This window comes from Pedobacter sp. Bi126 (genome assembly GCF_918698245.1).
Lineage (GTDB): Bacteria > Bacteroidota > Bacteroidia > Sphingobacteriales > Sphingobacteriaceae > Pedobacter.
Map to the genome: position 1 here is coordinate 869,877 of NZ_CAKKMS010000004.1, position 15,837 is coordinate 885,713.

General features: G+C 38.9%; 13 protein-coding genes. All 13 read right to left on the minus strand.

Annotation, left to right across the window (positions count from 1 at the left end; genetic code table 11):
- Window positions 1-9: 9 nt before the first annotated feature.
- Entirely contained in the window at window positions 10-885 is an 876-nt protein-coding gene (locus tag LQ201_RS18530; RefSeq protein ID WP_230146301.1) for a sugar phosphate isomerase/epimerase, read from the minus strand.
- A 10-nt stretch (window positions 886-895) separates the two neighbouring features.
- Window positions 896-1,786, minus strand: coding sequence for a hydroxypyruvate isomerase family protein (locus tag LQ201_RS18535; RefSeq protein WP_230146302.1), 891 nt, complete (start codon window positions 1,784-1,786; stop codon window positions 896-898).
- 2 nt (window positions 1,787-1,788) lie between these two features.
- Window positions 1,789-3,006: a nucleoside permease gene (locus LQ201_RS18540; protein ID WP_230146303.1), complete on the minus strand. Its 1,218-nt coding sequence runs from the start codon at window positions 3,004-3,006 to the stop codon at window positions 1,789-1,791.
- A 156-nt stretch (window positions 3,007-3,162) separates the two neighbouring features.
- Complete coding sequence (locus tag LQ201_RS18545; RefSeq protein WP_230146304.1) at window positions 3,163-3,843, minus strand: DUF1080 domain-containing protein; 681 nt, start codon at window positions 3,841-3,843, stop codon at window positions 3,163-3,165.
- A 60-nt stretch (window positions 3,844-3,903) separates the two neighbouring features.
- Window positions 3,904-5,361, minus strand: a complete 1,458-nt coding sequence (locus tag LQ201_RS18550) for a Gfo/Idh/MocA family protein (RefSeq protein ID WP_230146305.1) — start codon at window positions 5,359-5,361, stop codon at window positions 3,904-3,906.
- Window positions 5,362-5,392: 31 nt separating this feature from the next.
- Window positions 5,393-5,779 carry a c-type cytochrome gene (locus LQ201_RS18555; RefSeq protein WP_230146306.1) on the minus strand — a complete coding sequence of 129 codons (387 nt, stop codon included), beginning with the start codon at window positions 5,777-5,779 and terminating at the stop codon, window positions 5,393-5,395.
- Between the two features lie 22 nt (window positions 5,780-5,801).
- Window positions 5,802-6,860 carry a sugar phosphate isomerase/epimerase gene (locus tag LQ201_RS18560; protein ID WP_230146307.1) on the minus strand — a complete coding sequence of 353 codons (1,059 nt, stop codon included), beginning with the start codon at window positions 6,858-6,860 and terminating at the stop codon, window positions 5,802-5,804.
- Window positions 6,861-6,869: 9 nt separating this feature from the next.
- Window positions 6,870-8,027 carry a Gfo/Idh/MocA family protein gene (locus LQ201_RS18565; RefSeq protein ID WP_230146308.1) on the minus strand — a complete coding sequence of 386 codons (1,158 nt, stop codon included), beginning with the start codon at window positions 8,025-8,027 and terminating at the stop codon, window positions 6,870-6,872.
- An 81-nt stretch (window positions 8,028-8,108) separates the two neighbouring features.
- A complete protein-coding gene (locus LQ201_RS18570) occupies window positions 8,109-9,809 on the minus strand; it encodes a GMC oxidoreductase (protein ID WP_230146309.1) in 1,701 nt (566 codons plus the stop codon).
- Window positions 9,810-9,832: 23 nt separating this feature from the next.
- The gene (locus LQ201_RS18575; protein ID WP_029274024.1) at window positions 9,833-10,417 is read right to left on the minus strand and encodes a gluconate 2-dehydrogenase subunit 3 family protein; all 585 of its coding nucleotides are present in this window, start codon (window positions 10,415-10,417) and stop codon (window positions 9,833-9,835) included.
- Window positions 10,418-10,696: 279 nt separating this feature from the next.
- Complete coding sequence (locus LQ201_RS18580) at window positions 10,697-11,602, minus strand: TIM barrel protein (RefSeq protein WP_230146310.1); 906 nt, start codon at window positions 11,600-11,602, stop codon at window positions 10,697-10,699.
- Window positions 11,603-11,648: 46 nt separating this feature from the next.
- Window positions 11,649-14,579 (minus strand): TonB-dependent receptor domain-containing protein, encoded by a 2,931-nt coding sequence (locus LQ201_RS18585; RefSeq protein WP_230146311.1) that lies wholly within the window; start codon window positions 14,577-14,579, stop codon window positions 11,649-11,651.
- A gap of 195 nt (window positions 14,580-14,774) precedes the next feature.
- The gene (locus tag LQ201_RS18590) at window positions 14,775-15,797 is read right to left on the minus strand and encodes a FecR family protein (protein ID WP_230146312.1); all 1,023 of its coding nucleotides are present in this window, start codon (window positions 15,795-15,797) and stop codon (window positions 14,775-14,777) included.
- Window positions 15,798-15,837: the final 40 nt, after the last annotated feature.

Here is a 15,837-nt window from a genome sequence, read left to right on the forward strand (position 1 = left end):
ATTTAAAATTTAAATAATTTCTTTTTTAATGTATGCACAGCTAGCTGCAACAGATTCCATTGGGTTTGGCTTGTAATTGGTTTCATGTTCTATAAAGAAGTGTTTCATGCCCGAAAGTTTGGCATCAGCAAAAATAGGTTTGAAGTTGATAGAACCTGTTCCTACCTCAGCATTTAACGCTGGATTTGCTTTATCCATATCTTTAACATGCCACATGGTAAAACGACCTGGATTTTCTTTAAATAGTTTGATCGGATCGTTTCCTGAACGTACTACCCAATATAAATCAAGTTCAAAATCAACAAGATTTTTATCGGTTCCTTTTAGCAGGATTTCGTAACCAGTGGTATCACCTTGTTTGTCGAATTCGAAATTGTGGTTGTGGTAAGCTAACCTGATACCCGCTTCTTTTGCCAATTTTCCGGCTTCATTAATTTTAACCGCAATTTTTTTGTAGTCGTCTGCACTTTTTCTAATGCTTTCATCTAACCAGGGAATGGTTACATATTCGCTTCCAAGCACTTTAGCAGCAGCAATTGCCGCTTTTAATTCTTCAGTGTTTCCATCAGTTAAATAGCTGCCTAAACCATAGTGACCGCTTGGTGCAGTTAATCCGTTATCATCAAGCAATTTTTTGAATTCGGCTGGTGTTAAGCCCCAAAATTGATCCTTTATCGAAAAACCATAGGTTTCAACTTCTTTAAAGCCGGCTTTTGCCACTTTAGCTATGGTTCCTTTTACATCTTTCGGAAGTTCATCTCTTAAAGAATATAACTGCAGACCAACTGATTTTTTATCGGAAGCCACACAAGCAAATGATGGAACCAAAAGTGCTGCAGCTGCAGCCATACTACTGTTTAAAATAAAACTTCTTCTTGATAACATAGGTATATTTTTAGATGTCGCAAATGGAAACTGCCTTTTTTAGCGAGGCTATTTTATCTGCATTTTTAGGTATAAATTCTTGTGCAACGAAACCTTTAAAGCCAGTTTCGGCAATGGCTTTCATTATTGCAGGATAGTATAACTCCTGCGTATCATCGATTTCATTTCTGCCCGGAACACCAGCGGTGTGGTAGTGGGCTATGTATTGATGGTTATCTCTAATGTTTCTAATTACATCGCCCTCATCAATCTGCATATGGTAGATATCGTATAACAATTTGAAATTTTCAGATCCTAAGCGTTTGCAAAGTTCCGCTCCCCATGAAGTTCTATCGCATTGATAATCTTTATGGTTAATTTTGCTGTTTAACAACTCCATTACCAACACAACATTGTGTTTTTCGGCCAATGGGATTAATTGCTTCAACCCTTTAACGCAATTGTTCCAGCCTGTTTCGTCATCTTTACCCCGGCGGTTTCCACTAAAACAGATTAAGTTTTTGTAACCTGCCTCGGCAACAAGCGGAATCATTGCGGTATAGTTCTGAATTAACTTTTCGTGGAATTTTTCGTCGTTAAAACCATCCACTAAATTAATCTCCGCACCATTACACATGGTCGATTCTAAGCCATGTTTTTTTAAAGTCGGCCAATCTTTTGGTCCAACTAAATCAATGCCTTTAATGCCGATTTTTTTAGCTTCAACACAAAGCCTTTCTACATCTAAACCGCTAAAACACCAACGGCAAACGGCATGATTGATATTTCCTTTTAGCCTTAGTGGCTGATCTGATTCTGATTTATCCATTGCTAATGCTGAAAATCCTGAAGAAACACCAATCGCAGCAGTTCCTGCGATGATGTTCTTTAAAGCATTTCTTCTATCCAGTTTTGTAGACATAATTATATCGGGTTAGCTTCAGTAACTGGTTTATTTTTATCGCTGAAGAATAATAAGAATAGTAGCGCAACTAATCCTGCTATAGCTGCTGGGATAATCCATATGCTTTGCCAAATATGGCCACCTTCTACAACATATTTATTAACTACCATACCTGAGATGATCGAACCAATTAACATACCAACGCCATAGGTTGCCAAAGTAATAAAGCCTTGAGCAGCACTTTTGAATTTTTCTCCAGCCAATCTATCAGTATAAATTTGTCCGGTAACAAAGAAAAAATCATAGCAAATGCCATGTAGAACAATTCCACCGATCAGCATCCAATAGTTTGAATCTGCATTTCCAAATGCAAAGAAAAGGTAACGAACAACCCATGCAATCATACCAATTGCAAGCATTTTTTTTACACCAAGACGAGCAAAGAATAGAGGCATTAATAACATAAATAGGGTTTCAGATACCTGCCCTAATGATTGAACCCCTGCCGCGCCTTTCATGCCAACTTCATTAAGAAAGGGATTGGTGAAATTGTAATAAAATGCTAGTGGAATACAGATAGCAACGGATGCTAAGAAGAATAAAAGATATGATTTGTTTTTTAACAAGCCAATAGCATCTAAGCCAATGATCTCGCCAAAAGTTGTTTTTTCTCCTTTTTTAACTGGAGGAGTGTTTGGTAAAAAGAAACTTAACAATCCTAAAATGATTGAAGCAACGGATGCCATTTTGAATGTAAATACTAAGTTACCGCTCTGTTCCCAGTTTAACCATCCAATTACTAACCCTGCAATAATCCATCCAATTGTTCCGAATACCCTGATGGAAGGAAATTCTTTCCCTGGATCTTGCATTTGTTTGAAGGATATTGAATTCACTAATGCTAAAGTAGGCATGTAAGCAATCATATATCCTAATATGAAAGGGAAGAAACTATCAAAATTTAAAGACGTTCCAGCAACCCATAAGAGTACACCTCCAACTAAATGTAATACGCCTAACACTTTTTGCGCAGAGAAAAATTTGTCTGCAATTAATCCGATAATAAATGGTGCAATAATAGCACCTAGTGATTGTGTACTATAGGCTGAACCAATTTGTACATCATTTGCTAAAAGATTTTTACCAAGGTAAGTTCCCATGGTTACAAACCAGGCGCCCCAGATAAAAAATTCCAGGAACATCATGGCAGAGAGTTTAAAGCGAGTAGTGCTATTCATTTGGCTTATATAAGGTTGTATTAAGGTATAAGGTTAAAGGTATAAGGTTAATGCGAAAGCGGATAAACGTTATGCTTTCCCGCTTTCTAACTCAAATGTCTGGTTTAAGCGAAAGAAAAGAAACCTTTAGCTTCTACCTTACGCCTTAAACCTCTATTATAGTTCTTTAATAGAGATGTTTTTGTACCAAACTTCATCTCCGTGATCTTGTAAGGCAATTTTGCCTGTTTTAAAAGTTCCCCAATTTTCCCATGTTGCAAATTTGCTGCCTGCAACAATCTTTTTCCAGTTATCATCCCAAAGGCTGGTTTTCACTACTTCAACACCATTTAAAACTAGTGTTAGTTTACCCTTTTTACTGATGATTTCTGCTTTGTTCCATTCGCCAACAGCTTTAACTGGCTCTGATGAACTTTTTACCAGATCATATAAATCGCCGGCACGGTGTTTAGTGATTTTTCCATCTGGGTGACCATCATTATCAATAACCTGCATTTCTAAGCCAGTAGAATAGGTGGCATGGTATTTAGGTTCTTCGTGAACATAAAAAATTAAACCGCTATTTGCTTTTGGAGCCACTTTCCATTCATATTTTAAATGGAAATCGCCGTATTCCTTATCGGTAACCAAATCGCCGCCACCGTCTTTACCTTTGGTAGCCAAATCTAAATGAAGGGCACCATCCTGAACCTGCCAGGCGCTACCAACCGTAGTTTTGTTGTAAGTATGCCAGCCTGTTGTTGTTTTACCATCAAAAAGTGGCTTAAAGCCCTTTTGAGCCTTTGATATTTGTGTTAAGCTTAACAAAATGCAAGCAGAAAGAAAGATTTTTTTCATTTTTTTGAATTTAAACCTCGCAGGTTTTTAAAACCTGCGAGGTTTGTAGATGTGTTTTTATTAAAGCGTTAAATTGTTCCAGCCTTTGCGGTATTCGCGTTTTACAAACTGGTTGGCTTCGTCAAAATTGGTAACTTTCATATTGTCGTTATCCCAAAGCATTTTAGTGTACCTGCCTGGGTAAGTAGTTTTACCGTTTACCGTTTTTTGGATATCGAAACTTCTGATTGCCAGATTTGCCATCAGTAAAGCTTCTGTTAATGGACCGGCAATTTCGAAAGGCGAACTTACTTCTTGCTTGCCATAACCCGCAATTGCGGCTTCAACCCATTGTTTATAGTGCCCGTTTGCGCCATCTGGTACACGAGTGTATTTTGGTGCTACCTTAATGTCTTTGTTTTTACTTAAAGGCAATAATTTGGGGTTTGCACTATAGGTTTCAGACATCATTTTACCTTTAGTTCCAATAAACAAGGTACCATTACCACCATCGCCAAAAGTTTCGTTTGCTTCTAATTCTTCAGGGCGTTCTGGTTGGATGCCACCGTCCATCCAGTGTAAAGTAACATCACCTTTGGTTTTGTCCGTTTTAGGGAATTTCAAGGTAACATGGCTTGATGGAGGGCAGCTTTCAGGGAAATAACCACGTTTAAATTCATCAACATAAACAGAACCTACACTGGCCTGAACTTCTTTTGCATATTTTAAGTTTAATACGCTAAAGGGGGCTTCGATTAAGTGACAGCCCATATCGCCCAAGGCACCAGTGCCATAATCCCACCAGCCACGCCAGTTAAAAGGAACCAGTTTGTCAATGTAATCTTTTTCAGGCGCAGTACCTAGCCATAAATTCCAATCCAATTCGGCAGGGATTTCGGCTTTTTTTGTTGGGCGAGGAATGCCTTGTGGCCAAACCGGTCTATCAGTCCATGCATAAACCGTGTGTACATCGCCAATTAAACCAGCTTCGTACCATTCTTTCATTTGGCGTGGACCATCGTTTGATGCACCTTGATTTCCCATTTGGGTTACCACTTTATATTTTTTTGCGGCAGCAGTTAGAATCCGCGCCTCATAAATATCATGTGTTAAAGGTTTCTGCACATAAACGTGTTTGCCCAATTGCATAGCTGCTAAAGCCTGGATAGCATGATTATGATCAGGAGTAGAAACAGACACAGCGTCAAAATTTTTATGTTCCTTATCTAACATTTCGCGCCAATCTTTATAGTATTTTGCTTTAGGAAAAGCTTTAACACTATTTGCCGCACGGCGATCATCTACATCGCATAAAAAAGCAATGTCTGCTTTTCCGCTTTTGTAAAACATGCTTAAATCGCTTTGGCCTTTTCCGCCAACACCAATACCGGCAACCAATAAACGATCGCTTGGTGCCAGATAACCGGGGCCACCTAAAACATGGCGGGGCACGATCATAAACGCAGCAGCGGCAATAGCTGTGGTCTTAATAAAATCACGGCGGTTACTCGTGTTTTTATTTTCTTGCTCTGTTTTCATATAAGTAAATCGATTTGCTAACTCGGGTCGATTATTTTTTCTTTAAAGATAAGATATACTTTACCATTAATTTTGCATCGTCTTTTTTAAGGGTAGCATGAGCAGTCATCGGCATATTGCCCCAAACCCCTGTTCCACCTTTAATAATCTTATCGGCTAACATGTTGATGTTTTTCTCGGTAGCCGGATATTTTTTTGCGATTTCTACGTATGCAGGACCAATAATTTTGTTGGTCTTGTTATGGCAACCCAGGCAGTCTGATTTGTTGATCAGTTTTTCGCCTGGATTTGATTGAAAAGCCGCATGGCTTGTTACTGTTGCAGCTGCAACCACGGTTTTCTCCTTCGCTAAATCGGCTTTTGAAAACGACGCCATAAAAATGACTATTGCGCCTAAAGCTAAAAATGTTTTTTTCATCTTGTGTGTGTTTTGTGTTTTGTTATTCTTGTAATCCTAATATTCTTTTATTGAAAGTGCTATCACTACCCGATGCTGCAAAATCATCAAATGCTTTATCGGTTACGTTAATGATATTCTTTTTAATAAATTCTGCGCCTTCGCGGGCACCATCTTGCTGGTTTTTGATACAGCATTCCCATTCCATAACGGCCCAACCTTTAAAATCATATTGCGCCAATTTACTAAAAATGGTTTTAAAATCAACTTGACCATCACCTGGTGAGCGGTAACGACCGGCTCGGTTTGCCCAACTCTGGTATCCACCAAAAGTGCCTTGTTTGCCTGTAGGGTTAAATTCTGCATCTTTAACATGGAACGCTTTTATGCGTTCATGGTAAAAATCGATGTATTGAATGTAATCCAATTGTTGCAACACAAAGTGCGATGGATCATACAATAAGCATGCCCGAGGATGATTATTTACCGCAGCGAGGAACATTTCGTAGGTTTCGCCATCAAATAAATCTTCACCAGGGTGTATTTCGTAGCAAACATCAACGCCACATTGGTCGAATTCGTTTAAGATGGGTGTCCAGCGTTTTGCCAGTTCTGCAAAACCCTCTTCAACCAATCCTGCCGGGCGTTGTGGCCAGGGGTGGAAATATTGCCACAATAATGAGCCGCTAAATGTGGCATGCGCATTTAAACCTAAGTTTTGAGAGGCTTTAGCAGCATATTTCATTTGTTGTACAGCCCATTCTGTTCTTGCTTTTGGATTCTTATGTACTTCTTTTGGTGCAAAAGCATCAAACAGATCATCGTAAGCAGGGTGTACCGCAACCAATTGACCTTGTAAGTGTGTAGAAAGTTCCGTAATTTCTAAGCCATAAGAAGCAATTTTTCCTTTCAGTTCATCGGCATAGGTTTTGCTTTCGGCAGCCTTTTGAAGATCAATAAATCTTGTATCTAAGGTTGGCATCTGAATGCCTTTAAAACCTAAACCTGCTGCCCATTTACAAATACTGTCCAGGGAGTTAAATGGGGCTTCGTCGCTTATAAATTGTGCTAAAAATACTGCTGGTCCTTTTATCGTTGTCATGCTTGATTGTTATAATTTATAATCTAACCACTTTTGGTCCGATTGGCTAGAAGCCACAACATTTTCGATAAATGCCATTCCTCTAATTCCATCTTCAGTACTTGGAAAGTCTAACATTTCAGCAGTAGGTTGCTCGTTATTCAACTTCGCATCTACTGTTAATGCAAAGTTTTTATAAATATTTGCAAATGCTTCTAAGTAACCTTCAGGATGACCACCAGGGGTTCGGGTATTGTGCTGTGCGAAACTGCCCATATAACCGTTGCCTGTTCTGTAAATTTGAGCAGGAGCATTTAACCATTTCACAATTAAGGTATTCGGTTCCATCTGGTGCCATTCCATGCCACCTTTTTCGCCATATACTTTAATCTTCAATGCATTTTCTTCTCCGGCAGCAATTTGTGATGCCACAAGAACGCCATTGGCACCATTATCGAATTTTAACAATACGTTTCCATCGTCATCAATAGCTCTACCTGGAACAACAATACTTAAATCAGCGCAGATTTTAGTGATTTTTAAACCAGAAATATACTCTGCTAAATGAGCGGCATGTGTACCGATATCGCCCATGCTACCGCTTTTTCCGGTTTTAGATGGATCAGTACGCCAGGCTGCCTGTGCATTTCCTTCGCGTTCTGATAAGGTGCTTAACCAGCCTTGAGGATATTCGACCATGATTTTTCTGATTGCACCTAAAGCACCTTCGCTAACCATTTGTTTAGCCTGTTTAACCATTGGGTAACCAGAGTAGGTATGTGTTAAACATAGTGTTAAGCCAGTTTCTTCTACTTTAGCTTTTAGCTGTTTTGCTTCTTCCAAAGTTAAAGTCATTGGTTTTTCAATCACCACGTTAAAACCCTTATCTAAAGCCATCATTGCAGGAGCAAAGTGAGCAAAGTTCGGGGTAACGATGGTTACAAAGTCAATTCTTTCATCTGCTGGCAATTCACTTTCCTTTGTCAGCATTTCTTCGTAATTGGTGTAGATTCTGTTATCCGGAAGAAAAAGTAGTTTTCCAGATTCGTATCCAATTTCAGGATTTACACTTAAAGCTCCGGCAGATAATTCAATAAGGCCATCCATATTGGCAGCCAAACGGTGTACGGCACCGATAAAAGCGTCTTTTCCACCGCCTATCATGCCCATTCTTAATTTTCTTTTCATTTTTATAAAAGGTGTGAGGCGTAAAGTGTAAGGCTTAGGGCAATTTCCCTTATACCTTAAACCCTACGCCTTTTACCTTGTCTAGATGTTCTTTTTCTTTAATTCTTTTACAGCGTAATCGCAGGCACGGGCAGTTAAAGCCATAAATGTTAACGATGGGTTTTGGCAAGCGATTGATGGCATACAAGATCCATCAGTTACAAAAACATTGTTTACTTCGTGCATTTGGTTCCATTTATTCAGTACAGAAGTTTTTGGATCGTTACCCATTCTTGCGGTACCCATTTCGTGGATCGCCATACCTGGATAACAACCATTATCGAATGTTTTGATGTTTTTCATGCCAGCCTTTTCTAACATTTCGGCAGCATCATTCATCATATCCACACGCATTTTTTTCTCGTTCTCTTTATACTCACAGTCGATAGCCAGTACGGGTTGTCCCCATTTATCTTTTTTGGTTTTATCGATGTATACCTTGTTTTCGTAATAAGGTAACATCTCTCCAAAACCGCCCAAGCCCATAGACCATTTGCCTGGAGTGGTCATTTTTTGTTTTAAATCTGCTCCGAAAGACAATTCAGCAACATCATCTTGCCAATTTGCTCTGCTTGCACCACCCTGATAACCGAAACCGCGCAGATAATCGCGTTTATCGTTGCCGATATTCTGATACCTAGGTACATAGATTCCGTTTGCACGGCGGCCGTAAGTGTATTTGTCATCAAAACCTTCAGCCTCTCCAGATGCTCCGCAACGGAAATGGTGGTCCATTAAATTGTGTCCTAGCTGACCACTTCCATTACCCAATCCATTTGGATGTGCTTCTGATGTAGAGTTTAACAAAACGAAGGTTGAACCTAATGTAGAACCATTTACAAAAACGATTTTAGCATAAAATTCCATTGTTTTGTTGGTTTCGGCATCAATAACCATTACACCTTTGGCTTTTTTAGTGTCTTTATCATAAATAATATGATTTACGATAGAGTACGGCCTTAAAGTTAAACGTTTAGTTGCCATAGCTGCGGGCAGCGTAGAAGACTGAGTACTGAAATATGCACCAAACGGACAGCCGCGGCTACATAAATTTCTGTACTGGCAATTGCCACGGCCTTTATGTGGCACAGTTAGATTGGCAACACGGCCAATCATCATAATCCGTTCTCTTTTATAGTGCTCTTCAATACGTGCTTTAACGGATTTTTCTACGATATTTAAATCCATTGGCGGTAAAAATTGCCCGTCAGGGCAGGTAGACCAGTTTTCTTTTGAACCACTGATCCCTGCAAAACGTTCTGCATAATCGTACCATGGAGAAAGTTCTGCATAACGAATAGGCCAATCGGCTCCGTGTCCATCTTTTGCATTGTCTTCAAAATTATGATCGCTAAATCTATAACTTTGGCGGCCCCACATTAACGATTTTCCACCCACGTGGAAACCACGGTACCAATCGAAACGTTTATCTTCCGTATACGGGCATTCTAAATCGTTTACCCACCATTTTTCATTTGCTTCTTGGTAAGGATAATCTCTTTTTTGTACCGGGTGCGTACGTTTTTGCTCTTCGGTAAGTTTTCCGGCATGTTTAAAATCCCATGGATTTTTCATTGCCGTTTCGTAACCGGTAATGTGCTCAATGTTCATTCCTCTTTCGAGCATCAACACGCGTAAGCCCTTTTCTGTTAGTTCTTTGGCAGCCCAGCCACCGCTAATTCCCGATCCTATAACAATAGCATCGTAAGTATTTTCTGCTTTTAAATTTGTATTTAAATTCATGATGTTTTGTTGTTGTTTAGAAATTAGGTTGCCCAAGATTTTTGACCTGGTTTTAATGGCGCATTGCCATCATATCGGCCTGGAATAAGCACATATTCGCGTGCTTTGGTACAACCAATTTCTGAAGAATAATAACCAAGTAGGGTTAAATCTCTTGCAGTAATAAAAAAGTAAGCTAAATCTTTATTCTCTTCTGATTTGCTCGCTTTTTGGGCAAGTGCGATTGCCCTTAAATCGATCATTAGTTTTTTACGGTCGGCTGGTGTTAAAGTGATATAACTTTTTCCAAAATCTTTCATCGATTTAGCCTGAAGATCTTTAAACCCTTGCGCAAATGAGGTTTGCATGGTGGCAGGGTAACAATCTTTCATCATCATCGGGATAAATTTCCCTAAACCTGCAGCTTTGGCGCCAGCAGATGATTTGGTAGTGGGAACAATAATATCAGCGAATTCAGCAAAAATTTTTTCGTCTTCCAGTGAATAGAGGACAAAGTTCTTTTCGTTTTCCGGTAGCGTAAAACTTTCAAATAAAACGCCCATTGTGCTTGCTGAGATTGCTCCACCCAGCAAAAATGCAACGTTTTTGAGTGCTTCTCTTCTGTGCATCGTCTTTATGATTTTATATATTGGTTACTTATGTGTTGAATTAGTAATATTAGAAAAAATATAACGGAAAGAATAACTTTTTTAAGTTAAATTATCGGTATGCAATGTGATTGTTACTGAGTAGAATTGTTCTAAATAAATTACTTTTTATTGCTTTATTGTAGCTTAAACGATGTTTTTATGTCGATTTTACTTGGTGTAAAAAGTACATTTAGTATAGGTAAGCATATTATTTACTAATAAATCTAAAAACACCGGTTTTTTAAGGAGAAAATCTGCTTAAAGTAGGTTTTTTTTGACGTAGTTGTAGCTTTCTGCTATACTCTCATAAGGTGCTTTCCTGATGATGTCCTGTTCCGTGAAAATATAATCTACTCCAGCTAATTTAGAAGCAGCAAAAATGCGTTTGAAATCTATCCTGCCAGAACCCACCTCCACGAAAACTGTTTTGTCAGTTTTATCCATATCCTTAACATGGAACATTTTATAGCGGCCTGGATTTTTCTTGAACATATCAACAGGATTTAAACCTGCATTTACCGCCCAAAAGATATCGAGTTCAAAGCCGACCAGTTTGGCATCGGTTTCGGCGAGCAGGATTTCGTAGCCTGTAACTCCATTGCCCTGATCTTTAAATTCGAAGTTATGGTTGTGGTAAGCTAATTTCAATCCTGACTTTTGGCAAAGCTCGGCCGCTTGGTTAAATTTTGAGGCCATGCGCTTGTAATCATCTAATGTTCCATTGGCCCTGATATTGGTAGGCAAAGCTGGGATAACGAAATATTTCTGGCCAACGGTGGCTGCGGTTTCGATGTGCGATTTTAGTACTTTATCGTCGCCTGAGGATAAAAACTCAGTTAGGTTATAATGGCCGCTGGGAGAAGTAAGGCCATTTGCTTTTAATAAGGTATTAAAGTCTTGGGGTTCCAAACCCCAAAAACCTTTCACTTCGTATTTGCCAGGATAACCATAATAGGTTTCTACCTGGTTGTAACCGATTTTAGCCACCTGTTCTATTGTGGCTTTTACATCTGCAGTTAACTGCTCCCTTAAAGTGAAAAGTCCGATTCCGATTTTTGAAACTTTAGCAGACTCAGCTAAGGCTGTTGTAACTAATGATGGACTTAAAAAAGCTGCTGCACCAGCAAGGCTTACCTTTTGTAAAAATGATCTTCTTGTTGTCATGATGTTTAGAATTAAAAAACCGGAGCGTAAACTCCGGTTTTATTTGTTAGAATGAATAAGCTAATGATCCCCAGAAAGTACGTTGAAGTAATGTTCTGCCAATCATTAATGTGCCAGGGGTTATGGTTGAGAAATCTCTGAACTGATCTCCTCGAACATCGCCCTCTGTCAACACTTTTGCATTTAACAAGTTGTCTGCCCAAAATCTTATTGAAATCTTTTTAGTAAAATTATATCCTGCCCCAGCTTTCATTACTACATAAGCAGGTAGTTTATAGCTATCGCTAGGAGAGGTGAAGCGGCTGCCTACGTAATTTGCTGCAATATATAAGTTAAAGTTTTTGTAGTCGTAATTGGCGCCAAGTTCGGTGTTGAGTACAGGAACACGTTCGGTCCTTTTGCCGGTGAAGCTATAGATCCGATTGCCGAATTCGGCTGCAACAGCAGCATTGTTACTCGTGTTTGCTTCGTAATCGGTGTATTTGGAGTCTTGCAATGTTCCGGTTAAACGTAAGCTTAGTGGTTTAGCGATTTTGTAAGAAACCTCATACTCGGCACTCCAAGTACGTGTAGAGCCAAATGCCACCAATGCCTGTAAACCTGAAGCAACTGTTGGCACATTAATGGTTAATGATGTGTTTTTAATTGCCGAATAACTTCCAGATGCAAAAATGGCCAAGTTGTTTTTAGCATATTTAAAACCTACTTCACCTAAATAAACCGGGCGTTTTTTAATGTTTACGGCGTTATAGGCTGATGCATTATAGTCGCCAATGTTTGGTGCGTTATAAGCTTTTGTAGCCCTTGCAAAAATACTTGATGTAGTGTTTATTTTGTAATTTGCTCCTACTGAAGCTGCCCAGTTGGTTAAAGTTTCATCATAATGCGTGTAGCCTAAGATATTCGGGTTTGCACTGGCGGTTGTATTAACCGTACCATTTGCATTTAATGCATAATAAGGTCTGTCGCCTTTAACATTTTGATTATCAATCCGGGCACCAATATCTAAACGCCATTTTTCAGATATTTTAATCTCATCTCCGGCATACAAGGATAGGGTTCTCGTATCGCCAATAAAAGTGTTTTTGGTCTGGATGGTACGCTCTGCAGCCGTTGGTGATTGTAATAAAATGCTAGGGTGTTCTTTAAATTCAGTAAATGAACGGAAAGCATAACGTAAATCATCCCGGTTATACTGGTGGATGCCCAATCCGATGTTAAGACTATGGTTTTTTACTTTCTTTCTTAAATCCAGGTAATCAACAATCTGAACATCACTATTAATTTGTCCTTGTGCATTAGAGGTAATTACATAATCTCCAGCTACAAAAGGTGCCACTGAACCACCAGGGTAGTAATAAGGCGTTGCTGCTGTTCTCGCTACAATTCCTGCAGGGGCAGTATAGGTAGAATTGGTATGGGTATTTTGATAACGGAAATTGTTAACAATCTGCCAGCCACTGTCGGTTAGGTAGTTGAACTGAAAACCGCCCGATCCTAATTTGGTGTGAATTCCATCTGTTAAACTAAAATTATGGCTTCCTGCTGCCGGATCGTTATAACTCCATTCTGTTTGAGTTGGCGTAATCGATTGAGAAGCCATATCATAATCGCGGTAAGTAGTTGGTTTCCCGGTACCATCGTAAGGGTAATAACTCGTTAGTAAGAACTGAACTTTATCATTCAGGTATTTACCATACACCCTAAAAAATCCTTTATTGTTCTTAAAATTAAAAGTCATGTTCCCTTTAATCTGTCCACCCTCATTAGCTGGCTTAAAACCCTGATCTACCACACCGTTATCGGTACGGTAAAAACCACCGATATTGTATTTAATCTGGTCATTTATTTTGCCTCCGGTGTTGCCGTCAACACGGTACAAACCTTGCGAAAAGCCTGTTGTAAGCTTAAATTGACCATATTGTTTATCTGCACCAACATAGCTGATGTTATTTACCACCGCACCTGGTGTGTTGGCCTGAACAATTGAGGCGTTACCCCCTCTGATGGCTTCTATGTTCTGGATAGTCAGATCTGTTTTATAATATTGATCTACAGATGGGTTGGTGTTGAAACCTGTTGGCAAAAGTGGTAAACCATCTTCCTGTATACCCAGGAAGATATATCCGCCCTGCTGCGGAAAACCCCTTACCCAAACATTTCCCGGACCATCGCCACCTGTACTTTCTACCGTTAAACCTGGTATGGCTTTTAATAAATCGGTACTGTTTAAAGGTGCCCGGTTGGTGATATCTTTATTACTCACTGAAGTTAAGGCCACACTGCTTTCTAATTTTTTCTTAGGATTACCGCCGGTTACCATCACACTTTCCAATTGTAGGTTATCTTCTGATAAGCTGATACTCAGGTTTTCGTCGGCATTGCCAGGTGATAGGTTTACTTCTTTGGAAATGAAACCTACGTATCTTACCACGATTACACGGCTGTCGACAGTTAAGCCTTTTAGTGCAAAAGCACCATTTTCGTCGGTTGTGGTCCCGATTGATTTTCCTTTAACGGTAACTGATACGCCAGGGATAGCATTGCCTTTACTGTCGGTTACTTTTCCAGTAACAATGCCTTCAAAGGTTTTTAGTAGTTCGAGGTTGTTATTGGCGGGAATAGAATAGAGCAGAATCTGATCTTTAACTATCCTATATCCCACGTCATAACGTTTTAGCGAATTCTCAAGAAAGTATTTAAGCTTTTGGTTAACCACATTAATAGAAACTTTACGGTTGGAGTTTATTAATTGTGGGCTGTAAACAAATTTAACATTGGCTAAGTGTTCTGTTTTTTCTATAATGGTTTTAATATCTGTTTGATCAGCTTTGATCGAAATTGATTTATTCAGAAAATCTTGTGCGTCGACATTTTTGGCAAAAGCACCACAAGTAAAAATTATTATTGCAAGTATTTGGTAAATCGAAACTCTCATTGCATATATCGCCAGCGAAATAAGTTGATTTTTTTTCATAAATTTGGTTATTGTTCATTAAATGATTGGATTTATTGGACATAGAAATACCATGAATACATTTCTAATGTATTTAACTCGCCGGCAATGCCCCACATTGTCGGCTTTGTTTTTTAGAAAAATATTATGGAAAATGGCGCCGCGGTTACGGGCTGTTGGTGTTGTGGTTCTTCTTCATCATGTTTATATATTTGGTTAGTTTTTATTCGAAACCACAATGGTGGTTCCTTGGATGTAATATTTGCTTGATATGGTTCCACAGATCAGGTCGAGCTGCTCATATAGCCCTTTTTTGCTTAAATCTCCGGTAAAAGTATAGGTCGAAATCTGCTCATTATCCGATTTTATCTCTATCCCATATGCTTCAGATAAAGTTTTGAAAATTTCTTTAATGCTTTCTTCCTTAAAATTGTAGCTCAAGCTTGAGGGTATGTTATAAGCTTCGGCCAATGGAATAGGCTTGCTTACCAATGTTTTATTTAATTTGTGGTTGGAAAAAACACCTTTTTGATTTGGCGTAAGCAGAATTGGTTTAGCCGGTTTTTCTTTAACGAAAGTAAATAACGAATTTTTTTGATTTTCTTCTACCTGAACTTTTCCAGTCCTTACGGCAACCTGGGCGGGAAGTTTATCTGTTGACGATTTTACCCAAAAGCTGGTACCCAAAACACGTATAACCAGTTTTTGATTATATACATAAAACGGCCGCTTTGGGTTTTTGCTTACCGAAAAGAAGGCTGTTCCTTTTAAATAAACCATTCTTTTGTTGACAGCAAAAACTTTTGGATAAATAATATTGGCTTGTGGTTTAAGTGTTACCGTGCTTTCATCGCTAAGCGCTATAATGATGGGACGATCAGTATCATTGGTTTTGCTGATTAAGCTTAAATTGCTGTTTTCATCAATAAAAGATTGTTCAGCATGGTTGTAGTTCGTTAGGTACAATCCCCCGATAAAAAAGGCAACCAATATAGCTGCTGCGATTGCAAATTTTGGCCAAAGCCTTTTAACCTTTAATGTTGGTGCTGGTTTGCGTTCAATATTATTGATGTTTAGCCAGGTATTGGCCTGCATTTCCTCCAGTGCGGTTGAAGATAGATCTTTAAAATTCCTGCTATTTAAGTTATGATACCATTTATCTACCCAAAGCTTTTCGGCTTCGGTACAATTTCCGTTTTCGTAACGGCTTAGTAAATCGTAAAATGATTTCTGGTCCATAAGAAAGAATATTTGGCTTTATACTATACAAGTAACACAA